Source organism: Piscirickettsia salmonis LF-89 = ATCC VR-1361, assembly GCF_000297215.2.
Classification (GTDB): Bacteria; Pseudomonadota; Gammaproteobacteria; order Piscirickettsiales; family Piscirickettsiaceae; genus Piscirickettsia; species Piscirickettsia salmonis.
This window is the reverse complement of sequence record NZ_AMFF02000014.1, coordinates 26,831-53,006: the sequence shown is the minus strand read 5'-3', so window position 1 is coordinate 53,006 and position 26,176 is coordinate 26,831. Positions and strand designations below refer to the sequence as shown.

The window sequence follows — 26,176 nt, the reverse complement described above, 5'->3', positions numbered from 1 at the left end:
ATAAATAAAGTTTATCGCTTATTATTGTTTAAAATGCGAAAGTAATTACAGAACGTGCAGCCTATATATTATGTTAAAATTTATCATTGACGGCTATAGTTATATTGTTCAATTTTTATAAAAAACGGGTTAAGACGGTGAGTGTTAATACAAATAGGCTCAGCAAGAAAAACTTAACTAATTGATAATATAGTATAAGTTTAAACTATGGCGCAGGATGCTCTATCAAGTTAAAAAGCAGGCTTTAAAATATACTTGCAAGGCTTTGTTCAGGTGAATTCCCTTATAAAAAATAATTAATTTTATCAAAATATTATAAATATTAGGTATAGTTATTTGTTGTTATTTCTGCATGCTAAGTGAAGTGTAATGATAGCAATTGTTAAAAGTGAGTCTTCTTAAAATTTACAGTTTATGGTAATCAAACTCAAATATTTATGCTTTCAGTCTATACAAAAGCCATATTTTTTAAGCTTAGATAGGTTTTAAGGCTTCATTTAGAAGGGAATAAGAGTTGTATTAAAAGGGATGTTGAAAAGTTATGACTACACATTTAGAAGACTATTTATCAAATCCAAATGACAACAATAAAGAACTTGCGCTAATAGAGTTAGCTGGATTATTTAATCGTGCTTATGCTGATGCTGTGACTGTACTCGATGGAAAAATAGTTGGTACAGAAGATTGTTCTGATCAGGTAGTAGTTAGAATTAGGGATAAATATGATGAACTAATCACAAGAATGTCTAAAGGACAACTTGTTAATTTAGAAAATTTATGTGCTGATTTGCATGGTTGTGATGCTTTTAAAGCAATACCGGCAGAGTTTGAGCATGTAAGCCAGTGTGGCTCATTAAGTATGCCGGCGATATATATTTATGGTGATGCTAAGCGATTGCAAGATGAAGTAGCCGGCATTATTCAAGAAAAAGATCCAAAAATTGACTATCAAGCGAAGGGCGGCGCGAAACGGAGTTTAGTAGCTGATCAAGGACTAACGAATGAGAGCCACTTTGTCCGTTGTGCGTGGTTTATGCCTGCTTATATTAGAGTGAGACAAAATAAATTTTCTAGAGAAGATGCAGTAGAATATTTATTAGGTCAAAGGTCCGTGTACTCGCCTGAAAAACTTGCTCAGGCGGTTATTAAAATGGGGTGTGTAGGGCAAAAAACTTATGCTTTTTTAGAAAGTCATCCACAGTTATTTGAAGAGATAGTAGAAACTGAGCAAAAGTTATCCAAGCTTTATCAAATGACGCAAAGTTATCAAGAATTTTGCAAAGAAAAATTATGGGCCCTACCGGATAAAACCACAAAGAAAGGGCTTCATTTAAAAGATAAAATTGATGTATTAGACGATATAAAAAAAATAATTACAGATCCTAAAAAACACACAGCAGAGAAAATTGATGCACTGAATGATGTGAGCAACAGTAAAGAGTCAAATAAACTAAATGAAGATTCTGCAGGTTTAGGCATCCTCCATTTTATTCGAAATTTTCTACCATTTTTTAAACGTTTTCTCAGAACAAAAGGTCAAGAAGTTCAATCGGGACTGGAGTCAACACTGAAAAGAAAAAATACAGTCACTTTATTTAAAGATGTCTTGGATCAGCAAGCAAAGCGTGCTCTTGATTTAGAAGAAGATATACTTGTTGACCCGCCAACGTTAGCTGTAATGGCGCTTAATGCATAAGGTACTTTAGGTAGAGAGTATATTACTAATACTTTCTACCTTATTTTGTTTAATTTATTTTTTTCTATTAAGAAATACTAATGTAGCGTACAAGTGGTGCGAGTGCTGTAGATAGTGTTTCTTTAAAGGGGTTTGAACTACTGTTTGCGATTAATGTTAGAGAAAGTGTCAGTCCATCGCTGCTATACTCGACAGTATATGTGGTCGGTGATCTCTGTGTTATCTTTGAACTTGCCAAGAATTTAAATAAGCTCCAAGGTCCAGAAAAACTGTATGTTCTGACAATCCCTGAAAATAGCTGCACTTTGATAATGAGATCTTGATTAAGTGAATTTAAAGGCCAGTTCCAATGGTATGGAAAAATAGGGCCATAGGCGTATGCAAAGCTATTATCTCCATAACTTAGATTAATATTTCGAATGTTTTTGCTTAATAGTCTTGGTTCTATAATAAATGAAACTTTGCTTTCTTTACTTAAATTAAACATGCTTTTTAAATGAGTTACACTTGTGAGTGTTTTGCTGATGTTTAAATTAATTGGAAATTTTACATTATATAAACTTTTTGCTTGGTAGTTTTTATCTGAAAATATAAAGGAGTTTAGGTATTTTTTGAAAAATGTACTTATTTCTCCATCTTGATTGATAAAATTTAAAAAATCATCAGGGCTGGCATTATTGCTGGATGCTGTTGTAAATGGATAACTATTCTTGAATGCAGTGTTAAATTGATTTTTTATACTGTTATCCCATTGGGTTTCAATGTATTTATTAGCAGAATTAAATATTGTGATAAGGCTTGAGTGGACAATTTGATTTAACCACGTCGCGAGGGGTTCAGGAGCTTGTAGAGCAAGGATGCGAAGTTGTTTTATTGGGTTTGTTTGGCCATCACTAAACAGTTTCCGAGCTTGCTCAAACGCTGCTTGGTCGGGAACAGCACTTTGTTGGATGTTGACAAAGTAGCGATACAGGTTGTTAATTGCTTGAATATAATTATGGATCGGTGCAGGGGTATTTTTGTCTGTTTGAATAAGTAGGCTATTAGCTGCACTGTAGGCATTGGAAATTACATTATTAGACAGTGTACTTTTATCGCTAGTAAAACTTGTGTTGTCGCTAATAACTTGTAGGAGTTTGACAATTGCAGAGTCGCTGTCTTTAGCAAGCAAGCCTAAGTTTTGTGTTGCCGCTGCTAATTGGTTAAAGGGGCTAACTTCGATATTGGCAATATAATTATTCCATACATCCAAATATTGAGACCAGTATGAATTATTCATTTGGGCTTCAAGTGTTGCTTGATCGTTAATTTGAAAGCTTTTTCCTAATATCCATTGATTATTAATAACAGTCTGTAAAAAGTCTGTATAAGATGATTTAAATTCAGTTATATAGCCATTTTTAGTAAATAAATAAGGAATAGTTGTGTTTTTTCTTATTGACAGGGTGCTATCTAGATCAACCGGAGAAGTTGCAAGTGATTGGTTTTTCTGGTGGTAAAAATTATTAAGATTTAAATAGGCTTGCTCTGCGAGTGTTTTATTATCCAGGACTGCTCGAGCTTGACTTACAAGATCAGTGTTTAAATCGATAGGTTGAAATTTAAGTTGTAGCAGGCTGTTAAGCTGAAAAAGTCTATTTTGTTTTGTAGTGTTATTGTAGCCAGCTCTTTCACCCCAATAGTCTGCATAAGTATTATAAATTGCTTCTTTATTTAGGTATTGCTTATCATTGAGCATTAAATAGCTACTTAGCCATTGATATAAATAGAGTGTGTTATGGTGGTTGATTGCACTTTTTATTTGGTTTTCTGCAATGGTGCTGATATAAGGTAAAAAAGATTGAGAAAGGTAATAATTATAAAGTTTTACTGTTTGTCTAGGCACGCTATTGATATTAAATAGGCCAAAAGAAAACCAAGAGTGTGATTGAATGTAATTGGCGAGTTTGTCGATTGATGTGATATTGCTTGAATTAATAAAATTTTTATTAATATCATTACTGATGTCGTAAACATAATTAATGTTTTTATTCAATGCGACCATCCAGAGGGAGGCAATGGTGATTGTACAAAATAAAATAATGCTTGCAATTATAGCATGTTTAAATTTTTTTCGCTTGAAACGTGATTCATTAAAATTATCAGAAATTTTATGTGAGTGATTAATAATCTCATGGATAAGTGAGTTACTAGAAAAAACAACTGTATCATCGCCTTGGTTAGGTTTGCCTTCAGTGATTGGGCTTAAATATAGTCCTTGGATATACAGTGGGTTAACTGTTGTATAATGGGATATTTCTTTAATGAATTTATTAATAATGTCTTTAAGCTTGCTTAATTCTAGTAGAAATCTAAAAGAGAGAATATTTTCAAATTTATTATCATGATTAGTAATTTGATAATAGTAAGAGAGTTTGGTTTTTATTAAATGATTAAAATCAGTTAAGAAGCTGATATTATTTCTCTCATAAGAGTATAGTTCAATGGTTGAAGAAACTTTGCTTTGATCGGCAAGTTTTGCATATTGCTTATATCCGGTAATCTCATTACTGTTAGAAAAATAAAAATAAACTGGAACAGAGTAGCCAATTGTTTGATTGAGTTGATTGATTGATTTAATATTTTTATTGTTAATTTTATTATTATTGAAAATACTTTCACATGATTCAATGATAATAATAGAATTAACTGGGCTGACTGAATTGATTTTTATAAGTGGGTATATTGATTTTTTTAGATTATCGTTTATTAGGTGATCATGAGGAATGTAAATAAGGGCCTGCTGCTGAGTGAGCACCCAATTAATGCTATTATCATTTGTATGATCTGATGATTTAATAATATTAACTTGATTAAAAATAAAATGTTTTGCGGAAATATCATCACCAGTAACAATAATAATATTACTTTTATTAAAATTTCTCTTTTTTAAAATCTCACAAAGAGCCTGTATTTTTGAGTCATGAGGATTTTTATTTTTTTTTAAATGAACTGATGAGGTGATTTTATGAGTTCGCCAAGGTTGAATACGAAAACGTAAATTGCTAATACCCCATAGCAAGGCAATAACAAGAATAGCAATAACACGTGGAAGAGGGTCGGTAAAATAATAATGGTTATTAAACCCTAATAATGGGCTATAAAACCATATAACCGCGCAAAGAGCAAGGCATAGAAGAAGTGTAATAAAGGTTCTGCTAAGGAAGGTAGAGAATATCTTTTTTATTAATTTGATCATGGCATTGCCTTATTAATGCATGAGGGTGCTAAGGAGTTTATATGTGGGTGATGAATATTCATAGAGTGTGACTGTTAAAATTATATAAAAAATGATTAAAAACAGTAATGAGCTGATTATTGTTTTCTTGATTAGTATTGTTTTTTTTGGTTTTTTATTAATAATATTAGCTTTTATATTGGTTTCTTTCGGGTGATATTTATCTAATTTTTCTTTTAAATGGTGGTTTATCTTGGCTAATTGAATATCGCCATCTGTTTGTGAACCATAGCGACCTTTAAAGCCAAAGTTAATGGCTAATTGAATTAAGTCTAATATATCATTAAATGAGTCAATCTTATCTAAGCAGTGTTGGTGAATTTTATAAAATTTCTCTCCACCCCAAGATTCATTAAAGAAAAAATGTAGGGCACTTGCTTTATCCCACTCTATTTTTTGTGACCAAGAGTGTAATAGAATTGTTTCATCAATAATGCAGCAGAGAATATAAGTAGAAGCTTTAATTTTTTCTTGACTGATTGATGATTTATTGCACTGTTCTATATATGCATTAAGATTAGAGATAACACGATTTCTAAGCGAATAAATATCAAATTTTTTATCATAGTTTATTTCAAATAATAAACTAAATATTGGACTTGAGGCTTGAATTAGTAAGTTATCTGAAACAATAATTGAATTATTACTTTCTGGTGTATTGAATAATTCTGCTGCTAAGTTCATATTATTATTCCTCTTTCATTGCCCATAAATACAATTTCATATCAGGGATAAAATCACTGATATGCATAGCAATGCTGCGAGAGTGAATGAGTGATTCCCATTTATCATGAAAGTGATTAATTTCAAAATATGATGTATTTTCATAAAAAGGGATGTTATAAGGAAGGCGGATAATCGTATCAATAGGAATGCCAGGTAATTGCAAACGAATTAAGTCATTGATTTCATCAGGTGAGGCGATTTTAATTAAATAGGGGAGCTGATTCCGAATAATATCTTTATTAATTTTACCTGAAACAGCAAGAATAATACGATGGTTTGGCGTAACTTTTTCTAATGAACCAAGGAACACACTGTTATCCATATAGTTAATGGGTATTTCAATGATATTATCTTCAATGACATAATTCAATACTTGGTGTAGAGCCTGATTGAGTTTATAAAAGCTGTTATATAGATGAATGTGGTCATAGGTGATTTTTTCATAATAACGAGGTTTTGTTGTGAACGTTGCAACTTCATTAATGAGTTGTAACAAGTATTCAAAGATTTTTATAGGGGGAATATGATTGTGATCAAGTGCATGCTCTAGAAGTGGTAAGTAGCGATTGATTGATTGTAGTATTAATAAACCGACCATACCTCGATCTATACTGCTATTATCAGCAAAGCGTGTTGCTAGACTATGGCGACGTTGCTGCAGAATCTGTACAGAGTCTTCAAGTAAGCTTTGAATGGCAGGGTTACCTTGGCTATAAAGTAAGGGCGGGGAGAAGTCTGTACGAAACGTTGGAGTATTATCACTTTTATATTTAGAAAATTGTAGAATAGGGATATACTCAAAATCAGCATTATTATCTGTTGTTAAAAAAATATTAAGTTTACTGACAATAAGATCTTCATATTCATTTAGGCTATCTGTTGTATTTTTAACTTTTTTACGGATTGCGTTATATCTTGTTTTTGATGGTGTGCTTTCAAGGTCAACTTCAAGACCAACTTCATTTGATTTGGTGATGGCTAGATAAATAATCGTATTTGCTTCAATACTATCCAAGGTTAAGCTTGAAATATCACCCTGACCTGCATTGATGAAAGTGCCATCTGGAAAAATTGCTGAACATTGCTGAATGGTAAGCTTGCCTTGTTGTAAATCTATGGAACTAATGGTAATAGATTTGATACCCCAGGCATATTTATGCAAGGAAAGTTGGTATTGCGTGAGTAAGGTTTCAAAATAACGGTCTTGTTGTTGAAAGTGGTGAGGCTTTAAAAATAAGCCTTCAGACCAAACAACCTTACCTGTATCCATTATATTATCCTTCTTTATCTTGCCATAATTTAATCTTGCCATAATTTAAACTTAATAATTATATTAACTGGTTTATAGCAGTTTCTAATTATTTATCGGTTGATATGCATTGTATTGCTATCAAGTTTAATCGTAAGAGTGACAGAGCTTGGATGAGTGCTAATATCAATGACTTTTTTCCAGTTATCACTTGGAAGCTTTCGATAGGCCGTAAAAATGCCAATATAATTTTCTGTTTTTGTAAGTGGCAATGATAAGGCTTTGGCTTGTCCAGGGTAGATTTCGAAAATATATGATTTGACTAGGGAGTCATCCAATGTTTTTGATGGACTTGTTAGGCTTTTAAAATTGGCGAGGTCAAATAGCTCACGCTGTTTCATTGTATATAGATACATAACAACAGGGGATGGATGATGGTTAATATCTGGATTGAGATGATCTGTCGCGCTCACATTTAGATGCAAGCCGGGGTGGCAACCTGTGAGAATAATAGATAAAGTAAATAATAAAATGAGAAGAATATTTTTCATTTTATGGAAAGTTTTCCTTTTATTCTTATTAGGTCTGAAAATAATATACCATGAAAATTTGTGATCACAAGGATTTTAACATGTTGATATTAACAAACTATTAATATTATGTTTTTTTCTATAGAAAAATTTCATAGTTTTTATTTGATTGGAAATGTTTAACAAAACTTTAACTTTTCTTGGTGCTGTCTCTGTTGATATCATTTTTACAGATAGTATAATGGCTGCGTATCCACTCAAAATTGTGCTGGAAAATAGCCAATGAAAATATATAAAGGCACAGAACATGCAGCTTTGACTCGTTGCTATGGTTTTGATAACAGGCTTTATTTGACCGTCTCTATTATGGTGCCATTTGAAATTAGCCACAGACAATTACTTCATGAAAAAATAATATGGAAAGATTGTCTGGAGCAGCTACGTGATTTTGAGCATTTGGATCCATATGGTATTGCCAAGAAAAATACAGATATACTGGTGCAAGGAGCCGCTTATGCACAAGAGTCTACAGAACAGACAACAGTAAAATTGCATTTTGAATCGATAGAAAAAACTCTTTTAGTTTCTGGGGATCGTTATTGGCAGGAGTCGACTATTGGCTCTCAGGCAAGTGAAGCACAAAAGTTTCAGCGCTTAGAAGTAAATTATCGTAATGCGTTTGGTGGTGAAAAATTTAGTCTTAATCCGTTAGGAAAGGGGGTAGCTCCTCAAAAAGAGTTATGGCATTTGCCAAATATTGAATATCTACATGATCGTCAGCTTCAGCCAAGTCAGTCGGTAAGTCCTGCTTCCTTTGGCCCTATTGGCGCTTTATGGCAGCCACGATTAGATTATGCAGGAACCTATAACCAAGAATGGTTAGAACTACATTGGCCTTATTTTCCGGCGGATATTAACTGGCAGTATTTTAATATTGCACCGGTAGACCAGCAACTTCCCTTTATGTTGATAGGAAATGAGCATTTTTACTTGCAAAATATGAATGCAAAGTATCCTCGTCTTGAAGGACAATTACCGGGAATGCGTGTGCGTTGTTTTGTTGAATCTTTGGAAAATAAAGATAAAACTTATGCAGAAACACCCATGCAACTTGATACATGTTGGCTATTTCCAGACTTATTAACGGGAGTCATGGTTTTTCATGGCCAAGTTGCGGTTATTGATGAAGATGCATCTAATATAAGTTTTTTGCAAATAGAGAGTGAATTTTTAAATAACCCTCTTGATATTCAAGATTATAAAAAGAAGTCAACTGATCGAGTTAAAAATCCTGAAAAATATTTGCCTAAATCTGCACATGATGATTTTGATGACTTTAAAGAACTTGAAAGTGAGTTGGAAAGCTTATTTACAAAAAACCGTAAGAAAATGGATTTAGCGAAGCAAGAATATGATAAAACAATGGTTGATGCTAAGAAAAAAGTAGTAAAAATGCATCAGGAGATAGTTGATCATCAGGATCTTGATTATATTAAAAAAATGCATGTGTTGAATCAACCTAAGGCAACAGGAATGGATATGCCTATGTTTAAAGGCGATATGCCTACACCTAAGGGTATGGAGCAGTGGCGAGGTATGCAACTTGATGATTTTAGTCAGCATATGCATGAATCTACAGCTAAAATGTACGAGATGATGGGAAAAATGAATCAGAGTGTGAAGTCGTTAGATGTGAATGACCCTACATCCTATGATCAATATAAACAGCTGATGGAGCAATATCAGGAGAATATGCAGGTTTTATTAAAGTCAATGCAGAAAGTGCCAGGTTAATAACCATGCTTACAAAAACTAGATTTATGCGAAAAATGAGAAAAGGTGAGTTGCTTGAAGGCCAATCAATTAGCTGTATGACTTTTTCTAAAAGTGAGCTAAATCAGTTTAATATGCAAGGGTTAAGGTTTAATTTCTGCCAGTTTATTGATTGTGAGATTGAGCAGGCAAATTTTAATCATGCTACTTTTGAGCACTGTAAGTTTCATTTATCAAAATTTAATAGAATCCAATTAAATAATGCTATGTTTATTAATTGTACTATTGAAAATGTTGACTTTGCTAACATAGCTGCAAATAGTATGAAATTAAGTGAAAGTAATGTGCTTAATGTTACTTTTGATTCGTCTGAATGTGATGAATTTAGCGTAAATGAAAGCAGAATCCACTGTTTACACGCTAAGAGCACTAATTTTTCTGGTTTAAATGTAATGAAAACTGTGATAGAGCACAGCATATTCGATTACTGTAATTTAGTTTTTGCTAACTTTTATGAGATTACAAGCCGGTCGATTAATTTTTTATCATCAAAAATGACAGGTTGCTCTTTTTCAAAAAGTACATTGATTAAATCTAAATTTTTTGAGTCAAAATGTATTAATTTATCATTATCAATGTGTCAATTGACGCATAGTGTTGTTGTAAAGTGTGATTTTACGTTAGCTGATTTTACAAAGTCTACGCTTTTTTCAGTAAAATTTGATCAGACTAATTTAAAAAAAGCATCAATGTCTTTGGTAAATGCTGAAGATGTTACGATGATTTCTTGTGATTTATTTAAGTTTGGTGCACATAAAGCTTATTTTTTACGATTAAACATTGCTAAATGTCATTTAAAAGAGAGTAGTTGGTGTAACACTAAAATTGATGAATCTGATTTTTCAGAAGTTCAGGGTTTAAAATTATCATTTTTTAATAGTGAAATTAAGCGTTCTAATTTTTATCGGGCTAGATTAGTTGAATCTGGGCTGTCTGGAGCATTTATTTATCAATGTAATTTTACATCAGCAAATTTATTAAATTCTGAACTATCTAAGGCAAGTTGTATTTTTACTAGTTTTTTAGGTGCTAATTTATTTAATTGTGGTTTTTATAATGCACGGTTTGTTGAAGTTAATATTAAAGATGCTTTGACTAATAAATATTTAGAAAGAGTGATTGATAAAAGTTTGGCGCAAGAAAATCATCAACCTGCTCTGGTTGCTCGAGCAGATCAAGGTGCTATATGTTAAAAGACTATTATTATCAAGAGATAATTTGTGATATTGACTTTTCTGGTCAAGATTTGTCTGGTCTTTCATTTAATGAGTGCCAAATTAATAAATGTAAATTTAATGGGGCTCTATTAACAGGGGCTTCATTCAATCGCTGTATGATTGATCAATCAAGTTTTAAAAATAGTAATCAGTCGCTTATTTCTATGGTTGAGTGCAAATTGCTAAATAGTGATTTTTATAAGTCTAAATTTAAAGGTGCTAGTTTTTCTCAGTGTTTTTTTGAAGGTTGTAATTATAGTGATTGTGATCTTTTTTCTGTGAGCTTTTCAAAATGCCAGTTATACCACATTGAATTTACTAACTCTTTGCTTAAATTATCTTCTTTTTGTGATTCTAAATTGAGTAAAGTTAATTTTTTTCAGGCAAATATTAAAGGTGGTTCTTTTATAAAGTGTCAAAAAGTAGATATTGACTTGACGAGTGCGATTTTAGAAAAAGCAGTGATTTCACATAGTCATTTTTTAGATTATGACTTTAGTTCTGTTATTTTAAACTCTGTTAATTTTGTGCATTGTAATTTAGAAAGAGCATTATTTAAAAGAAATAGTAATATGAAAATGTCTAGATTTATTAATGTAAATTTGAATGAATCTAAATTTGAAAGTGTCGATGCGGAATATATTTTTTTGCAAGGAGCTTTTCTTAATAATAGCAGTATTTTAAATGCTAATTTTTTGTCTGCTAATTTGAGTAAAGTTGAGGCAGATAATTTAATTATTAAAAACTCAAAACTATCTGGAGCAAATTTATCAAAAAGTTTATTCAGGCATACTAAGTTATTGAATTGTGATTTAACTGCTGCTTTATTGCATTATACACAATTTTATCAATGTGAAGTTAGCAATAGTGATTTGCTATTTGAAAATTTATATAAAACAAAATTTACGCAAAGTAGAGTTGCAAACACAGAAATTAATAAAACTTTAGGTTCTAATAAAGAAATGGAGCTGGCAGATGAGTGGCTACCGGTATACTAGCAAGAGTAAACTTAATAATTTTTTTCATGGGCCTTATGGGCTATATAGCACAGAGCGTGATAATGACTTATTATTCTCAGCAACTATTGTGATGAAGTCAAAATCGATATACCGTGTCTGGTCAAAGCAACTGGGTGTAATAAATGTTCAGCTTGCATTCTCATGTTTAACTGCACCAGAGATTGATGATGAAGTATTAGTTTATTATGAGAATAAAGAGCAGTCTGCAATTCTAGCAGTATTAAAACGTTGCTCCAACACTGCACATTTGCTAACTTCAGATAGAGAAATTAAAATTTTAAACGATGAGTTTTCTATTGAGTCTAAAAGATTTAATCTTAAAATTGATTCTGTTGATTTAGCAGCAAAAAAAATGGAGTTAGATTCAAAGGAAAATCAGTTTAAATTTGATCAGTTATCTGTTTTTGGTTTAAGTATGAATGTAGCTATTAATTCTATGCGCTCTGTTTTTTCTATATTTGATCAAACAATTAAACAGTTTTTGCAAAAAGTTAAATTTTCTGAGAGAAAAATTTCAGAGGCTGAAGTTATTCATGCTAAAGAGGTTAATATGAAAATAAATAATAGTTTTGCAATTAAGTCAAAACAAACAAATATTCAGTCATCTGAATATGTTAGCATTAGTAGTGACCTTATTAATATGAGTTGATGTGATGAATCCAGTCGTTGAGCCTTTATTAGACCCGTATGAGTATAAGTACAGCGATGAATACTTATTAATAACTGCTGAGATTAACAAATTAAGTTCAAATAACCCTGATGCCGTAGAGTGGTCTATTGTCCATAAAAATTGCCAATCAATTTTAGAAAAAATTAATGATTTTGTTTTATCTGGATATCTAATATTTTCATGCTTGAAGCTTAAAAAGTCTGATGAATTTGAAGTTTTACTTGGTTATTTATCAAGTTTAATAAAAAATCATTATAATAATCCACAGGCAATGCCTAAAAAAATACGCTTTAAACATTCAGCATTGGAGTGGCTTTATGAGCGTATTAAAAGTGAGAGCCTTGATTTTCCTGACTATAAGCTTAATGAAAAATTAATTAATGCTATTTTGAGTAAAGTTAATAAGCTTGATCAAGTTTTATTAGATAATGATATTAATTTTTCTTTCTCATCATTATACACAGAATTGAAAAAAAAATCTAAGCTTCTTGAACAAGAATATACTCAAGAAGAGTCACAGATAATAGGAACTGATCGGGATATAAGCGATAGTAATAATACTAGCGATAGTTTATCACGTCAGGAAATGTTCTCAGAAGAAGAGCTTATTATAAATTTATTACAGGAAAATATAGAAAAAATAAAAATAACGAATAAAGTCACTGCAGATATAGTTAATATTAATCGCTCATTAACTTGGCATCGTGTAAATGATGAAGAAGAAGATTTTTATGCGATATTGGTTAGCATTGCTGGAGCTGGTATTGATGATATTTATCAAGTTAAGTACTTAATTGATCAAGAGCGTTATATGGAAGCTGTGATTCACTTAGAGAATCTATTTTGTCAGTATCCATTGTCGTTAGATATACAGTATTACTTATTTATTTGTGCAGATAAAATAAATGATTACTTATTAGTTGAGGCCATAACTTATAATTTAAAGGTATTTATTAATAAATATCCTCAAATAATTTTTTATAGCTTAGCTAACTCTCAACGTTGTGCGTCTAAAAAAACAGCTGCCTGGTTTGAAGAGGTTATATTGAGTAATAAGAAAGTTGATAGTGTATCTGATTTAAAATTTTCTGATATCCATCAGCTTATTCGTTATTATGAAAAAAAATTAAAAGAGAAATTATCTGTAGTTGATCAGCTGGGCTTATACCTTGATCGCTCTTGGCAGCTTGCTAAAATGAATTATTTAGATATGGCAATTAGCGCACTGGAAAAAATATATAAAGACTTAAATAATAACCCTATTTTAATTGATCTATCCAATGAAAATACGTATTACATTAAGTGTATTTCTTTGTTATATCATTGTTACTCTAGAAAAGAGCCCGATAGTAATTTACAAGAACATCAATATGAAATCTATAAAACTGTTTTGGAAAACCTAAGTGTATATTATCCGAATGTGCTTTTAATGAAGGAGATAAGTGATGAGTGATGCATCTGTTGCGCCAAAAGAGCGGGTGAATATTGTTTATAAACCTAATACTGGAGAGCAAAATGAAACTGTTGAGTTACCATTAAAGCTCTTGATGGTTGGTGATTATACAGGCAAAGAAGATCAGCGCGCTATTGAAGATAGAAGGCCTGTTAATATTAATAAAGACAATTTTAATGATGTGATGCAAGGAATGGATTTAACTCTTAATATTCCTGTAAAAAATAAAATTTCAAATGATGATAGTGAGATTAATGTTGGGCTTAAATTTGATAAAGTTGCAGATTTTAAGCCAGATAGCATTGTGGATCAGGTGGATGAATTGAAAAAGCTTTATGAGATGCGTAAAGCCTTAGTTTCATTAAAATCACCACTTGCAAATGTGCCTGAATTTAGGAAAAACCTGCAAAAAGTAATAGAAAATAAAGCGACTTTGGATAAAGTATGTAATGAGTTGGGCATAGAAAAGCAAGAGGGCTAAGTGATATGGAATCTACGATTGTTGATGAACAAGTAAAAGAAGATACTATCTTGATTGAAGATATTATTGGTCATACTAATATTGCTCCAGATACTGATGAGTACGTTGTCGTTAAACAAGGGATTACAGCATTGGTCGGTGAGTTGCAGAGCAAAGAAGAAGACTTAAAAAATATTAAAATTGATCGGATGATGGTTGATTTAATGATTGCTAAGATAGATGAGATATTGTCTGCACAAGTTGATGAGATTTTACATAATGAAAAATTTCAAAACTTAGAGTCATCATGGCGAGGTTTAAAGTACGTTGTTGACCAAACAGACTTTCGGGAAAATACTAAAATTGAAATAGTAAATATTTCAAAAGATGATTTAATCGAAGATTTTGAGGACTCTCCTGAGGTTGTTAAGTCTGGTTTATATAAAATAATGTATACTTCTGAATATGGTCAATTTGGTGGTGAGCCTTATGCTAGTGTTTTGGCAAATTACAGTTTTAATCAATCGACGCGTGATATCCAGTTATTAGAAAATGTTGCATCAATTGCGGCAATGTCCCATGCGCCATTTATTGCATCAGCTGCTGAGTCTATGTTTGGTTTGGAAAGTTATGAAAAATTACCAAACCTGAAAGATTTACATGCAATTTTTGAAGGGCCGATGTATACAAAATGGCGCTCTTTTAGAGAGCGTGAGGATTCACGCTATATTGGCTTGACTTTGCCTAGATTTATGTTGCGTATTCCTTATGATCCTGAAGAAAACCCATGTAAATCATTTCGATATACTGAAGAAATAACACAGCATACAGATTACTTGTGGGGAAATAGTTCGTTTGCATTCGCAACACGCTTAACTGATAGTTTTGCCCAGTTTCGTTGGTGCCCAAATATTACTGGGCCAACAAGTGGTGGGGCAGTGAGTGGTTTGCCGATTCATTTGTTTGACTCTATGGGAGAAATTGAAACTAAAATACCGACAGAGGTGTTAGTTTCTGATCGACGTGAGTTTGAGCTTTCTGAAGAAGGCTTTATACCGTTAAGTTTCAAAAAAGGCACAGATAAGGCGGTATTTTTCTCGGCAAGCTCTATTCAAAAGCCAAAATTTTTTGGTACAGACGAAGATGCACGTATGGCCGAGATGAACTACCGGTTAGGTACACAGCTACCTTATATGTTTATTATTTGTCGTATTGCTCATTATCTTAAGGTGATTCAGCGTGAAAATATTGGCTCATGGCGTGAACGTGCTGATCTTGAAAAAGAATTGAATAAATGGATTAATCAATTTGTTGTTGATCAAGATAATGTCAGTGCATCAATTCGCTCTAGAAAGCCTTTGCGTAAAGCGAATGTTAAGGTCAGTGAAGTCCCGGGTAATGCAGGTTGGTACTCAATTAGTATGAATATACGCCCTCATTTTAAGTATATGGGGTCAGATATTACTTTGTCTCTTGTTGGGCGCTTAGAGCAAGATTAATGAGCTTTCTTGATAAGATTATACAGTCCAGTGATATGGAGAGTTGTTCTCCATATCAAAAAAATATTTATGATGATATTCAGATGTCTTTAATTAATTTATTAAATACACGAGAAAACAGTTCAAAGCTATTTAGAAACTACGGCGTCAAAAATATTGCAGATATTATTCATGGTGATCAAATTGAGCTTAATCATTTTTGTCGAGATATAGAAAGACTTATTTGTGAGTATGAGCCACGTATTCGCCATGTTATTGTTGGCTTGGCTGAAGAGCATGTGATAAATAGTCGATTTGAATTGATTATCAGTGGCGAGGTTTATTATGAAAATAAATCGAGAAAGGTAAATTATAGAACTGCGATTTATCCAAATGGTGTGACTAAGGTGATGAAGTGACGGTATTTGATGATTATTTAAATAAGCATCTCTCTGAAGTTGATAAAGCCAGAGCTGATTTTTTACGTCTACATCCATCTCTTGAAAATGTGATGGGGCGTGATGTGATTAGCCCTGAAGTTGATGTGCTAAATAAAAGCTTAGCTTATTTAGCTGCTAAGGTTGAGCAGAAAATTGATCAGTCTTATCCTGATGTAATATTGAAAATATTTGACTTATTAGCGCCTGAGTTTATTCGCCCACAGCCAAGTGCAACCATCTTGAACTTTACTCCAAAAGAAAGAGTGATGCTGTCGGCAGTTACTATTAATAAGGGAACTCAGGTATTTAGTAGTCAAGAAGGTGCAAATCGAAATGTTATTTTTACAACGACAGACTTAATAAAGGTTCCACCGTTAAGTCTTGCTGAGGTAGCAACAGAAAGAAAAAATCATAAAGTTAAAGTTGTGTTGGATTACGATGTATTAGAAGGCGCAGTTTTTTCTCTTGCTGATGCTGATATGCGATTTTTTATTAATAGACAGTTAAGTCAAGCATACAGCCTTTATTATGCACTTTTTAATAAATCTGTTTCGGTTTGCTATATTATCAATGGCAAAAAAATTCCTGCAACAATAAAAGATTATGGTTCTAATCGCTTTAATTTAAAGTATTTAGACCGAGAGTGTTCAAGAATTAATTTATTTCAGGAGTTTATCTCATTTCCCGAGCGATTTTTATTTTTTGAAATTATTGCTGGCGGTAAAAATATTACTATAGATAAAAATTTCTATATAGAAATTATATTTGATGATAGAAATAATGACGTCGTTGATATAGATATAGATACTTTTATTTTGGGATGTGTTGCAGGAATTAATCTAGAAAAGGCAACAGCCATTCCGATTAAAAGAAAACCAGGGACATCACAGTATCCGCTTTATATTGATAGCTATGATGAGAGTTACTCAATTTGTGATATAAAACGAGTGAGAAGCTTTACTGTTACAGATGGGGTAAAAAAAGATTATCAGGCTATTTCTCTAATAGGAGATAAAGTTGGTGGTGCTTATGAAAAAGTAACTGCGCTAGCAGATAAGTGCAATCAGCTAAAATTTTCGCTACGCTTCCCCTCTGATGATTTAAGTGACAAAGATGAAGAAGAGATTATTTTCACAGATTTGGAAGTATTTCATACAACAGCTTATGAGCGCATGGCATTATCTTCTGTTAATAAATTAGGTGATGGTGCGCCGGCCTGTTTCAATGTGAAAAATATAACACGTATTTCTGAACCGTTGCTGCCTGATTTATCTGGAGATTCACTTTGGAAATTATCTGGTTGTTTTAGTGGTCAATATTTTAATATTGAAACAAAAGATGGACTATCAAAATCTATTCAGTCTTGGAAGAGTTTTATTTATCATGGCAGCAAATATCAGGCGATTATTAATAGGTTTGTTGATAGTATAAAATCAGTTAATCGCAAGTTATCTGCTTTTCCATATAAAGATGTTATCTTAAATGGTGTTGATATTAAAATAGAAGTAAATGGCAGTAAATTTTCTGACAAGGGAGAAATGTATTTATTTTTTAATATATTAAAAGAAATTATGTTTGATCGGGTTGACCTGGGTAGCCTGTATCGCTTGTTAATTACTGATGTAGATAATATGGTTGATATGCTATGGACAAATATCAAGTAAGTCAGTTGGTTCAAACTATACTTGCTAGAGCTAAAAAAATTGATCTTAATGGTTTATGTGATATAGCTAGATTATTAAAGAAAAATAGTGGAAAAAATAGGTCATTTTTTTATTCTAAACCTAGTTTATCTAATGATATTTTAGATATTGATAATGAAAATATTACTTCTTTTGGTAAAGACTCACTATTTTTAACGGCAAATGTTAATTTCTTTGGTTTGACAAATATTACATCACCGTTGCCTGAGCACTATATAGAGTCGGCTTTAGCAGATGATTCAGGAAATATTAATAATCTCTTTTCTTTTTATTCATCTTACTTTTTTGAAATTTTATTAAAATTTATAGAAAAAGAAAGCTACTCATTGATAGGGCCTATTAATAGAAAAAGCCATATTTTTAGTTATATATCATTAATTTCTAACTTTCCTCAAGATGCTTTAACTGTTAATAAAGAATCATTTTTTCTGGCAAGTTTAATTTCTTCAGGCAAGAGCCGCTCAGCGATGTGTTTTTTTATTAAAACTGTTTTTTCTTTTGAGTCTGTGAGCTTTGATGAATTTATTTTATCTTATGTAACACTTGAACCTGAGTTTAGAGCCTGTTTAGGAAGAAACAATGCGACGTTACATAAAGATAGCTATATTGGATCTAGGAAAAAAAGCTATCAATCATTAATTCATATTAATATTATTTGTCAAAATAGTCATGAGTTTTACCCAGGGTCAAGATTAACGTGTTCTTTATTTAATGTTATTAGACAAGTGATTCATTCTCCGATTAATTTTGAAATTTACATGCTAGAGAGTCAAGCTAGCTGTACACCGTCGATTTTAGGTAAGAAAACCACAGCTTTAGGGTGGAATAGTGTTTTATTTTCTAATGAGAGTGCAGGAGGTAAAGCAATTAAGAAAAAACTGATTTTAAAGGCGAGATGAGTATTAAATTTTCAAAATTTACGATTTAAATGAGGAAAAGCCATGTCTATAGCATCTTTACAGTCTAATTCAGTTTCTACGAATAAACAGTCGAATTTTAACTGCGCGATACAAGTCAAGCTTGAAGGTAATGTCATTACTAATGCAGATGGTGGGGATCCTGTTCACAATGCAGAGTTTGTGCCTTGTAAAGATTATAAGCTTTCTATTCAGCACAGTTTTGCGGCATTTGGAACAACTCAAGCAACGGATAATCGTTCTGAGCAGCATTCGTTTGATTTTTCTGCGAAGTTAAGTAATGATTTGATTGCAGGTCTTATGAATGCAATGCACGGCCAAGAAACCGTTGATATTACATTGGTGACTTATCGCCGTGTAAAAGGTAATCTTGAAGTCAGTGCGACTTACACGATTGATAAGGCGCTAATTTTGAATCTTAATATTGTCAGTGAGCAAGAAAGTGATTCTTATGTCCACTTTGTTGTTGCCGCACCTACTTATCAGTTTGATGGTGGGCAAAAATCAGGTGAATATACGACTAAGATTGCTTCAAGCTAAGTCGAGATAGTTTCTTGATTTAAATATTACATGATTTGACATAAATTCAAGCCAGACGTTGATGTCTGGCTTTAATAGTTATTAGTGGTTGAGTTGATATGAAATTAAGATAATGCTGCGATTTTTCTTCTTTCACAAATAACGTTGGCAATTTCATCGCCATTAATTTTTGCTAAAAACTGATCGGCTTTAACACGCTTAGCCATTTGTTGGTTAAACTCGCCTGAAATTGAAGTATTAAGCACAATATAAAGATCTTTGAGTTTAGGGTGTTCTCTGCACTTTGAAGTTAAGGTATAGCCGTCCATATTGGGCATTTCAATATCAGAGAGCATCATTAATAATTTTGAGTTGATATTATCTGTACCTTCTACCATCTTAGTTAGCATTTCAAATGCTTCGATACCATCGCTTGCCGTAATATATTGAACTTTCAGCTGATCGAGAATATTCGCGATTTGTCTTTTTGCAACGCGCGAGTCATCAACAAGGAGGACGGTATGTTGTGTGGTAGTGTGGTGATGTTTGGATTTTGCACTTTCAGATACGGTGAGATTTGGCGGCATGACAGTTTCTAAGATTTTTTCTATATCAAGAATTTCAATGATCTTTTTATCATGTTGAGTAATCGCTGTTAAAAAATGAGTATTATTAAGGCCTTTGGGAGGGCTGTGTATTTTTTGCCACGATGTTTGAATGATTTGATCAACCTCGCTGACCAAAAGACCAATCAAACGCCGGTTATATTCTGCAATCATTAATGTGTTCAAGGATTCATGGTCTAAAAACTCATCATGTAGTATTTTGTTTAAGCTGATAACCGCTAAGCTATGAAAGCCTCTGATTTTTACAATGCCACGAATCGCTTCATGACTATCTGGAACTTTAGTGAGTTTAGGGCAGGTCATAATTTCTCTGACTTTAAAAACATTAATGCCATAAAACTGATTTCGAGAAACTTTAAAGAGTAATAATTCAACCCGATTTTTTCCTGCGATGTCTGTGCGCATATCAACGGTTTCAATAAGATCAGTCATATTAATGCTTTTCCTGTGCCTAAGTGATAGTTTGTCCTTACTCCTTATATATAATCTTAGTCGATCAGTAACTATCAACCATTTTATTAAGATATAAAAGTTTAGATATTTTAGATAGTAAAGTTTAAATCGATGGCAAAGTCATTAAGGTATGGATAACAGAAATTATAGATAGTGACATGGATTAATGGCTTTTTTAGCCAGACTAACCAGTTAATCCTAGCCTTTAATGATGGTTAACTGCCCTGGCGTTACTGTTGCACCGATGGGAACATTAATTAAATTTTGCATCGTTTGATCACCGGGTGAGGTTGCGGCAGGTGCACCACCAATAATGAGGGTGGCATTGGCAGGATTTGGAATCCGCGATGCTGGACCACAGGCAGTGCCACTTAATATTCCTGGGCCAACACTGCCAAGGGTGGTTGCTGTTGTTGCTAGCGCATTGATGGCAGGAGAACCGCTCAAAAAAATATTAATTACGGGATTAAGGGTTTCAGCAAAGTTTGCAGTATTAATACTAGCGATTGCCGTAGGGCCGACGATATCGGTATCTGGAGCACCAAGTGCCATGACCCCACTCATATTATCTAAAAATCCTGGCATATCTTCGTGTTCCTGCTTAAATTCTATAGGCGGTGGTGGTCATGACTTTTGCAGTGAGTTGCATGCCAAGTCGTATTGGCCAGGGGAGTTTTTTACCACCTTGATTACGTGCTTGTTCTGCATGTTGTTTTTCATCAATCACCATTTGAGAGAGAATAGCACGTGTTTTTGTATCTTTCTCAGAAATTTGATGAAGATGTTGTTCAAGGTGGTGAGTGACTTGATCTTCGGTTTCGGCAACAAAACCTAAACTCCAATGATCACCCGCCAGTCCTGCCATGGTGCCAATTGCAAAAGAAGCACTGTACCAAAGAGGAGTTAAATAGCTGGTGTGGCTTTCAAGTGCTTGCAATCGCGAGGCACACCAGTTGAGATGGTCATTTTCCTCGATGGAGGCATGCCGCATTGTTTGCTGAATGGCTGGATTTTTGGCAGTTAGTGCTTGGGCTTGATACAGGGCTTGTGCACAGATCTCACCGGTGTGATTAATACGCATGAGTCCAGCGATATGTTTTTTTTCAGTTTCATTAAGTTCTGTTGCCATTACTGTATTGCTGGCAGGATTAGGCCGTGAGCTTTGTGGTATGAGAGTGAGTGTGCGTAGACTATTATCAAAGGCCTGAATCAGCCGATCAATACGGCTATAGTGACGTTTTTTCATAATATACAACTTTACAGATCTGTGATGATTGCTAGGCTTTAATTTTATCATGAATTTGTTATCTTGGATATTTTGTTAAGGTTAATCATCTATTAGGTAGGATTAGATAGGATTAGATAAGTTAGTAAGCGAGATTAGATTAAATTAAGTTAAATTAAGTTTTAGTGCATGAGGGAAAAAATGGGATTAATTGCAAGTGTTGTACAGATGAGTTCAGGTGATAACCTTGAAGATAATTTAAATACCGCAAGTAGGTTGATTGCACAGGCAAAAGCTGAGGGCGCAAACTTAGTACTCTTGCCTGAAAATTTTTATTTTATGGGGCGATCTACTGAGCGCTTTAAATTTATTGAGCATTTAGGCTCAGGTGTGTTGCAAGCATTTTTATCGGAGCAAGCTCAAAAGAACGGAATAGTGTTGGTGGGGGGGACGATTCCACTTTGCCCAGATGTAGGTTTAGATTTAAATTCAGACTTACATTCAAGCGAGCGCATTTTATCCTGTTGCCCTGTGTTTGCGGTAGATGGGAGTTATATTGCTCATTATAATAAAATACATTTATTCGATGTAGTGGTGCCGGGAGGGGAGTCCCATCAAGAGTCCGCCATTTTTATGCCAGGGCAGGAGGTGGTGACTGCCAAGACGAGCATTACCAAACTGGGATTATCAATTTGTTATGATTTGCGCTTCCCTGAACTTTTTCGTCAATTGGCTAAATTAAAAGCGCAAATTTTGACGGTTCCTGCAGCATTTACGCATGTTTCAGGGCAAGCACACTGGCACACCTTACTGAAGGCCAGAGCTATCGAAAATCAATGCTATGTTTTAGCTGCAAATCAGTGTGGTCAGCATAATCATAAATTTAAAACCTATGGTCATAGTATGATAATTGATCCATGGGGAAAGGTGATCGCTGAAGCGGATGATTGTACTGTTGGTGTATGCACTGTCCAGATTGATCTGGATTATCAAGCTGAATTACGCGCTTCTTTTCCTGTTTTAGAACATCGTGTGCTTTAGTTTCAACTCGATATTGTGGCAGGTTGCACGGTTCTTGCTTAATTATAAGGTAGGGGCTTTAGAAGGAGAGTATCTGTGTATACGGTGACTTTGTTTATCTTGCTTAGCGTGGCGATTATGATTGTGTTGATTGAGCGAATTGTGGTGCGGCCGATTCGCTTGCGTTTGGCTGAGCATGCGGGCGCATGGGCTAGCCGACCGCCTTTTCTCGTAGACTATGCCCGAGGTGTGTTTTGGTTATTAAGCATTATGCTGATTTTACGCTTTTTTCTGGTTCAGCCCATTTATATTCAAACAAATGACATGCAGCCTGAGCTGTCGCGAGGTGATTTCACACTGCTTGAGCGCTATGCGTATGGTTTGGTATCGCCTGTGAGTGGGCGTTCTTGGTGGCATTGGCAGGAGCCTAAAATTAATGATCTTGTTGCCGCCTTCGATAATAAATGGTTGGTGCGTCGTGTGATTGCTTTGCCGGGTGATGAAATTACCCAATTACATCACGTGCTTTATGTCAATGGTGAAGCGGTAGACGGCGTGACCTTACCCGTTGATCAAAAACGGGCGGATCAATATTTTATTCCTGCTGAGCATGTCTTGCTTGTTGCTAATACAAAGGCGGGAGTGAACTTGGTGCCTCGTACAGCAATTATCGGGCGTATCAGTCCAGCATTTTGGTAATTATAACAACTCTCGGTGACGATGTTGAAGATTACAGTAGGTACTGTTGATTTGGCTGACTAGTTTTTCAACGAGGTAAACAGAGCGGTGCATACCACCCGTACAGCCTATGCTGATGGTCAAGTAACTCCGATTGTTTAAACTAAACGGCTCAAGCCAGGTATTAATAAAACGCTTTAGGTCGCCGAGCATATGTTGCACATCGTCTTGCTGATCAAGATAGTCAATAATGATCGGGTCTTTACCTGTATAGTCACGCAGGTGTGGCATCCAGTAGGGGTTACTTAAGCAACGGACATCGAAAATAAAGTCACTGTCTTTGGGTGCGCCATATTTAAAGCCAAAGGACTGAATGAGTACAGAAAGGGTGCTGTTATTGCTGCTCTGGCCTAAGCGCTGCCGCATAAAATCACGCAGTTGATGCAGATTAAACTCTGATGTGTCGACGGTCAAGTCAGCACAGCGTGAGAGTGGTTCGAGTAAAATAGTTTCTTGTTGTAAAGCATCAGCTAAGCTGAGGCCCGTGTTGGTGCTTAGTGGATGGCGGCGGCGTGTCTCGCTGAAGCGACGTAGTAAGGACTCATCGTGTGCATCTAAATAAATAACTTCAACATCTATAGCATTTTGGCGGATTTTATTGAGAATATCCTCGAAATGTTTTAGCTGATCGAGTTGGTTGCGAACATCAATGCTTACTGCAGTGGGTGTGTTCTGAGTGGTCTTCATATTTGTCGCTAGTTGTTCTAGCATGGTAATCGGCAGATTATCAATACAACGAAAGCCAAGATCCTCTAAAATATGCGAGCAGACTGTTTTTCCTGCACCTGAGCGTCCACTAACAATAATGAGTTTCATGCTTTCTGGCTCCTAGACTGTGACATGATTGTTTGACCAGTACTACGATACTATATGATGAGTGAGTGGATTCGACAAGGGTGATTCCATGCTTTTCTGGCTTTTTAACGTTTTTCCAGTACAAAATAATTAATGGGTCGATCAGTTATTTTGTTGGGGTGATTTTTGGAGTGATATGATAATTTTATACAGGACAAGGTGCAAAGAAAGATAAAGAAAAGGCGAGACAGCCAGTTGTTATATTAATTAGACTATATATTTTGATCAATCTGAAGAAAGCTAAGGGGGAAGGCCTGCATCGGGAGTATGATATATCGTTAGCAGACCAGACCTTTAGTGATTAATTGATTGAATGATTATTTGTAGTTGATGTTTGCTTTTTTCTTTTGCAGTTTTTCTTTATAGCGTATAAGGCTGTTATCAAGTGTTTTGGCCATGTCATCAATGGCGGCGTACATATCCTTATCATGAGCGGATTTGACAACGATTTGATCACCAGGGACGATTAAATTTGCCTCTGCACGCTGTTTTAGCTTTTCAACACTGAGAGTGACATGAATGCTGGTAATATGATCAAAGTGACGCTCTAAGCGAGTTAGCTTTTCATTGACATAGCTATTGAGTGGATCTGTAAGCTCTAAATGGCGAGCAGTGATATTAATTTCCATACAATATTCCTCTTAAATTATTAATTATAATAAGCGTTTACGTTCTTTAGAGGGCGGGATATTCATGGTTTCACGATACTTTGCAACCGTGCGCCTTGCAATATCAACGCCTTGTTTTTGTAATAGCAGTGCAACCTTATTATCGCTTAAGGGCTTTTTCGGGTCTTCACTTGCAATAATTTTCCTTATTAAAGCACGAATTGCTGTAGAGGAATAGGGGTTACCATCGTGGCTGTTGACATGAGAGGAAAAGAAATATTTTAACTCAAATACGCCGCGCGGTGTGAGCATATATTTTTGTGTGGTGACACGTGAGACGGTGGATTCATGCATGTCGATCGCTTGTGCAATATGTTGCAAGACCAGTGGCTTCATGCTTTCTTCGCCGTACTCAAAAAAGTCATATTGCTCATTGATGATGCAGTTTGCAACTTTCAGTAAGGTCTCATTACGTGATTGAATACTTTTTAAGAACCAGCGTGCTTCTTGCAAGTTTTCTTTAAAGAAGGTGTGGTCTCGCTCTGTTTGATGGCCTCGGACCATATTTGAATAGGTATTATTAATGCGCAATTGTGGTAGTGTTGTGGTATTAAGTTCAGCCTGCCAGCGCCCTTTGATTTTACGGACAAGAATATCTGGCGTAATATACTCAGCATCGTTGTGCGTCAGTTGATCCGCTGGGGAGGCACTCAATGACTGGACGAGCTCAATAGCGCCTGATAGTTCATCAGGGCTGACTTTGAGTTGCTTAGCTAGCTGTTTAAGATTGTATTGAGATAAGTGCTCTAGATTTTTTTGAATTAATGCTAAGGCGATATCTTTATAATCTGTTTGTTCTGGCAGTTGCATAATTTGCAGTTGCAGTGATTCTTGGAGGCTGCGAGCAAAAACACCTGTTGGCTCTAAGTGTTGAAGCAGATAAAGCACTGCCTCGACTTCCTTGATACTGACTTCTGTTAGCTGTTGATTGACAAGCTGCTGGACTTCTTTTAGGGACGTTTGTAAAAAGCCATTGTTGTCTAAGCCATCGAGCAGGGCATGCGCAATAATGATCTCATCGTCAGACAGAGAAGTAATGTTAATCTGCCATAGTAGTTGCTCATGTAAAGAATGGCTCTTGGCGTAGTTTTGAAAAAAATCAAAATCATCATACGCTGGACCAGAACGGTTGACACTTTGCCAGGGAGTTGTTGGACTGTTATTGGTTGATATAAGCTCTTGGGTTGACTCTTTTAGTGTGGTATTGCCACTATTATCTGAGTCGCTTTTTACCTCAAGCATGGGATTACTATCAAGGACTTTTTGAATTTCTTGTTGTAGCTCAACATTGGAAAGCTGCAATAAGCGAATGGCTTGTTGCAGCTGTGGAGTCATGGTGAGCTGCTGGTGTAAACGCAGTTGAAGGGACTGTTTCATCGCTTCATAACATCCATGCAGATCTGA

At 34.4% G+C, this 26,176-nt stretch carries 24 protein-coding genes; 14 read left to right on the top strand and 10 right to left on the bottom strand.

Going from position 1 to position 26,176, the window contains the following annotated elements; translation table 11 throughout:
• The first annotated feature begins 541 nt into the window (after window positions 1-541).
• Window positions 542-1,696 (top strand): hypothetical protein, encoded by a 1,155-nt coding sequence (locus C200_RS01465; protein ID WP_016209522.1) that lies wholly within the window; start codon window positions 542-544, stop codon window positions 1,694-1,696.
• Window positions 1,697-1,763: 67 nt separating this feature from the next.
• Here the strand turns inward: C200_RS01465 and C200_RS01460 are convergent, their stop codons facing one another.
• From C200_RS01460 to tssJ, 4 genes are all read right to left on the bottom strand, one after another.
• Window positions 1,764-4,934 carry an ImcF-related family protein gene (locus tag C200_RS01460; RefSeq protein WP_016209536.1) on the bottom strand — a complete coding sequence of 1,057 codons (3,171 nt, stop codon included), beginning with the start codon at window positions 4,932-4,934 and terminating at the stop codon, window positions 1,764-1,766.
• A gap of 12 nt (window positions 4,935-4,946) precedes the next feature.
• Window positions 4,947-5,657, bottom strand: coding sequence for a type IVB secretion system protein IcmH/DotU (gene icmH, locus C200_RS01455; RefSeq protein ID WP_016209529.1), 711 nt, complete (start codon window positions 5,655-5,657; stop codon window positions 4,947-4,949).
• A gap of 4 nt (window positions 5,658-5,661) precedes the next feature.
• Window positions 5,662-6,969, bottom strand: coding sequence for a type VI secretion system baseplate subunit TssK (tssK, locus tag C200_RS01450; protein ID WP_032126189.1), 1,308 nt, complete (start codon window positions 6,967-6,969; stop codon window positions 5,662-5,664).
• 92 nt (window positions 6,970-7,061) lie between these two features.
• Complete coding sequence (gene tssJ, locus C200_RS01445) at window positions 7,062-7,499, bottom strand: type VI secretion system lipoprotein TssJ (RefSeq protein WP_016209510.1); 438 nt, start codon at window positions 7,497-7,499, stop codon at window positions 7,062-7,064.
• A 261-nt stretch (window positions 7,500-7,760) separates the two neighbouring features.
• Here tssJ and C200_RS01440 point away from each other — a divergent pair, with 261 nt between their 5' ends.
• The 11 genes from C200_RS01440 (at window position 7,761) to C200_RS01390 (ending at window position 19,208) form a co-directional block, all read left to right on the top strand.
• Complete coding sequence (locus tag C200_RS01440) at window positions 7,761-9,272, top strand: DUF2169 family type VI secretion system accessory protein (protein WP_016209501.1); 1,512 nt, start codon at window positions 7,761-7,763, stop codon at window positions 9,270-9,272.
• A 5-nt stretch (window positions 9,273-9,277) separates the two neighbouring features.
• A complete protein-coding gene (locus C200_RS01435; protein WP_032126188.1) occupies window positions 9,278-10,504 on the top strand; it encodes a pentapeptide repeat-containing protein in 1,227 nt (408 codons plus the stop codon).
• Entirely contained in the window at window positions 10,498-11,526 is a 1,029-nt protein-coding gene (locus tag C200_RS01430; RefSeq protein ID WP_016209528.1) for a pentapeptide repeat-containing protein, read from the top strand. The genes C200_RS01435 and C200_RS01430 overlap by 7 nt, the downstream gene beginning before the upstream one ends.
• 91 nt (window positions 11,527-11,617) lie before the next feature.
• The gene (locus tag C200_RS01425) at window positions 11,618-12,196 is read left to right on the top strand and encodes a DUF3540 domain-containing protein (protein WP_161625454.1); all 579 of its coding nucleotides are present in this window, start codon (window positions 11,618-11,620) and stop codon (window positions 12,194-12,196) included.
• A gap of 4 nt (window positions 12,197-12,200) precedes the next feature.
• Complete coding sequence (locus C200_RS01420) at window positions 12,201-13,670, top strand: type VI secretion system domain-containing protein (protein WP_016209516.1); 1,470 nt, start codon at window positions 12,201-12,203, stop codon at window positions 13,668-13,670.
• Window positions 13,663-14,151: a type VI secretion system contractile sheath small subunit gene (gene tssB, locus C200_RS01415; protein ID WP_016209513.1), complete on the top strand. Its 489-nt coding sequence runs from the start codon at window positions 13,663-13,665 to the stop codon at window positions 14,149-14,151. The genes C200_RS01420 and tssB overlap by 8 nt, the downstream gene beginning before the upstream one ends.
• Window positions 14,152-14,156: 5 nt before the next feature.
• Window positions 14,157-15,629, top strand: a complete 1,473-nt coding sequence (gene tssC / locus C200_RS01410) for a type VI secretion system contractile sheath large subunit (RefSeq protein ID WP_051307310.1) — start codon at window positions 14,157-14,159, stop codon at window positions 15,627-15,629.
• Window positions 15,629-16,027, top strand: coding sequence for a type VI secretion system baseplate subunit TssE (gene tssE, locus C200_RS01405; RefSeq protein WP_032126187.1), 399 nt, complete (start codon window positions 15,629-15,631; stop codon window positions 16,025-16,027). The genes tssC and tssE overlap by 1 nt, the downstream gene beginning before the upstream one ends.
• Complete coding sequence (locus tag C200_RS01400; RefSeq protein WP_016209524.1) at window positions 16,024-17,712, top strand: type VI secretion system baseplate subunit TssF; 1,689 nt, start codon at window positions 16,024-16,026, stop codon at window positions 17,710-17,712. The genes tssE and C200_RS01400 overlap by 4 nt, the downstream gene beginning before the upstream one ends.
• Window positions 17,694-18,650: a type VI secretion system baseplate subunit TssG gene (locus C200_RS01395; RefSeq protein ID WP_016209506.1), complete on the top strand. Its 957-nt coding sequence runs from the start codon at window positions 17,694-17,696 to the stop codon at window positions 18,648-18,650. The genes C200_RS01400 and C200_RS01395 overlap by 19 nt, the downstream gene beginning before the upstream one ends.
• Window positions 18,651-18,692: 42 nt before the next feature.
• Window positions 18,693-19,208, top strand: a complete 516-nt coding sequence (locus tag C200_RS01390; protein ID WP_016209515.1) for a hypothetical protein — start codon at window positions 18,693-18,695, stop codon at window positions 19,206-19,208.
• Between the two features lie 104 nt (window positions 19,209-19,312).
• Here C200_RS01390 and C200_RS01385 read toward each other — a convergent pair whose 3' ends face one another.
• The 3 genes from C200_RS01385 to coq7 all read right to left on the bottom strand — a co-directional run bounded on the left by C200_RS01385 (window position 19,313) and on the right by coq7 (window position 21,512).
• Window positions 19,313-20,245: a chemotaxis protein gene (locus C200_RS01385; protein ID WP_016209526.1), complete on the bottom strand. Its 933-nt coding sequence runs from the start codon at window positions 20,243-20,245 to the stop codon at window positions 19,313-19,315.
• A gap of 219 nt (window positions 20,246-20,464) precedes the next feature.
• A complete protein-coding gene (locus C200_RS01380) occupies window positions 20,465-20,851 on the bottom strand; it encodes a hypothetical protein (RefSeq protein ID WP_016209534.1) in 387 nt (128 codons plus the stop codon).
• 16 nt (window positions 20,852-20,867) lie between these two features.
• On the bottom strand, window positions 20,868-21,512 hold the full coding sequence (coq7, locus tag C200_RS01375; RefSeq protein WP_016209530.1) for a 2-polyprenyl-3-methyl-6-methoxy-1,4-benzoquinone monooxygenase: 645 nt from the start codon (window positions 21,510-21,512) through the stop codon (window positions 20,868-20,870).
• Window positions 21,513-21,692: 180 nt separating this feature from the next.
• Between coq7 and C200_RS01370 the strand changes: the two genes are divergently transcribed.
• Window positions 21,693-22,532: a carbon-nitrogen hydrolase family protein gene (locus C200_RS01370; RefSeq protein WP_016209504.1), complete on the top strand. Its 840-nt coding sequence runs from the start codon at window positions 21,693-21,695 to the stop codon at window positions 22,530-22,532.
• Between the two features lie 75 nt (window positions 22,533-22,607).
• Window positions 22,608-23,210: a signal peptidase I gene (lepB, locus tag C200_RS01365; RefSeq protein WP_016209502.1), complete on the top strand. Its 603-nt coding sequence runs from the start codon at window positions 22,608-22,610 to the stop codon at window positions 23,208-23,210.
• Here lepB and rapZ read toward each other — a convergent pair whose 3' ends face one another.
• From rapZ to C200_RS01350, 3 genes are all read right to left on the bottom strand, one after another.
• Complete coding sequence (rapZ, locus tag C200_RS01360; RefSeq protein WP_016209512.1) at window positions 23,211-24,065, bottom strand: RNase adapter RapZ; 855 nt, start codon at window positions 24,063-24,065, stop codon at window positions 23,211-23,213.
• Window positions 24,066-24,421: 356 nt separating this feature from the next.
• The gene (gene hpf, locus C200_RS01355) at window positions 24,422-24,733 is read right to left on the bottom strand and encodes a ribosome hibernation-promoting factor, HPF/YfiA family (protein ID WP_016209537.1); all 312 of its coding nucleotides are present in this window, start codon (window positions 24,731-24,733) and stop codon (window positions 24,422-24,424) included.
• A 24-nt stretch (window positions 24,734-24,757) separates the two neighbouring features.
• Window positions 24,758-26,149 carry an RNA polymerase factor sigma-54 gene (locus C200_RS01350; RefSeq protein ID WP_016209519.1) on the bottom strand — a complete coding sequence of 464 codons (1,392 nt, stop codon included), beginning with the start codon at window positions 26,147-26,149 and terminating at the stop codon, window positions 24,758-24,760.
• Window positions 26,150-26,176 lie beyond the last annotated feature (27 nt).

Coding starts and splice junctions, on each gene's coding strand:
- icmH (WP_016209529.1), bottom strand. CDS start 5,657: ATGAACTTAGCAGCAGAATTATTCAATACACCAGAAAGTAATAATTCA.
- rapZ (WP_016209512.1), bottom strand. CDS start 24,065: ATGAAACTCATTATTGTTAGTGGACGCTCAGGTGCAGGAAAAACAGTC.
- tssK (WP_032126189.1), bottom strand. CDS start 6,969: ATGGATACAGGTAAGGTTGTTTGGTCTGAAGGCTTATTTTTAAAGCCT.
- tssC (WP_051307310.1), top strand. CDS start 14,157: ATGGAATCTACGATTGTTGATGAACAAGTAAAAGAAGATACTATCTTG.
- hpf (WP_016209537.1), bottom strand. CDS start 24,733: ATGGAAATTAATATCACTGCTCGCCATTTAGAGCTTACAGATCCACTC.
- C200_RS01350 (WP_016209519.1), bottom strand. CDS start 26,149: ATGAAACAGTCCCTTCAACTGCGTTTACACCAGCAGCTCACCATGACT.
- tssJ (WP_016209510.1), bottom strand. CDS start 7,499: ATGAAAAATATTCTTCTCATTTTATTATTTACTTTATCTATTATTCTC.
- C200_RS01460 (WP_016209536.1), bottom strand. CDS start 4,934: ATGATCAAATTAATAAAAAAGATATTCTCTACCTTCCTTAGCAGAACC.
- C200_RS01395 (WP_016209506.1), top strand. CDS start 17,694: ATGGACAAATATCAAGTAAGTCAGTTGGTTCAAACTATACTTGCTAGA.
- C200_RS01370 (WP_016209504.1), top strand. CDS start 21,693: ATGGGATTAATTGCAAGTGTTGTACAGATGAGTTCAGGTGATAACCTT.
- C200_RS01465 (WP_016209522.1), top strand. CDS start 542: ATGACTACACATTTAGAAGACTATTTATCAAATCCAAATGACAACAAT.
- C200_RS01430 (WP_016209528.1), top strand. CDS start 10,498: ATGTTAAAAGACTATTATTATCAAGAGATAATTTGTGATATTGACTTT.
- tssE (WP_032126187.1), top strand. CDS start 15,629: ATGAGCTTTCTTGATAAGATTATACAGTCCAGTGATATGGAGAGTTGT.
- C200_RS01440 (WP_016209501.1), top strand. CDS start 7,761: ATGAAAATATATAAAGGCACAGAACATGCAGCTTTGACTCGTTGCTAT.
- C200_RS01380 (WP_016209534.1), bottom strand. CDS start 20,851: ATGCCAGGATTTTTAGATAATATGAGTGGGGTCATGGCACTTGGTGCT.
- coq7 (WP_016209530.1), bottom strand. CDS start 21,512: ATGAAAAAACGTCACTATAGCCGTATTGATCGGCTGATTCAGGCCTTT.
- tssB (WP_016209513.1), top strand. CDS start 13,663: ATGAGTGATGCATCTGTTGCGCCAAAAGAGCGGGTGAATATTGTTTAT.
- C200_RS01385 (WP_016209526.1), bottom strand. CDS start 20,245: ATGACTGATCTTATTGAAACCGTTGATATGCGCACAGACATCGCAGGA.
- C200_RS01425 (WP_161625454.1), top strand. CDS start 11,618: ATGAAGTCAAAATCGATATACCGTGTCTGGTCAAAGCAACTGGGTGTA.
- C200_RS01420 (WP_016209516.1), top strand. CDS start 12,201: ATGAATCCAGTCGTTGAGCCTTTATTAGACCCGTATGAGTATAAGTAC.
- C200_RS01390 (WP_016209515.1), top strand. CDS start 18,693: ATGTCTATAGCATCTTTACAGTCTAATTCAGTTTCTACGAATAAACAG.
- C200_RS01435 (WP_032126188.1), top strand. CDS start 9,278: ATGCTTACAAAAACTAGATTTATGCGAAAAATGAGAAAAGGTGAGTTG.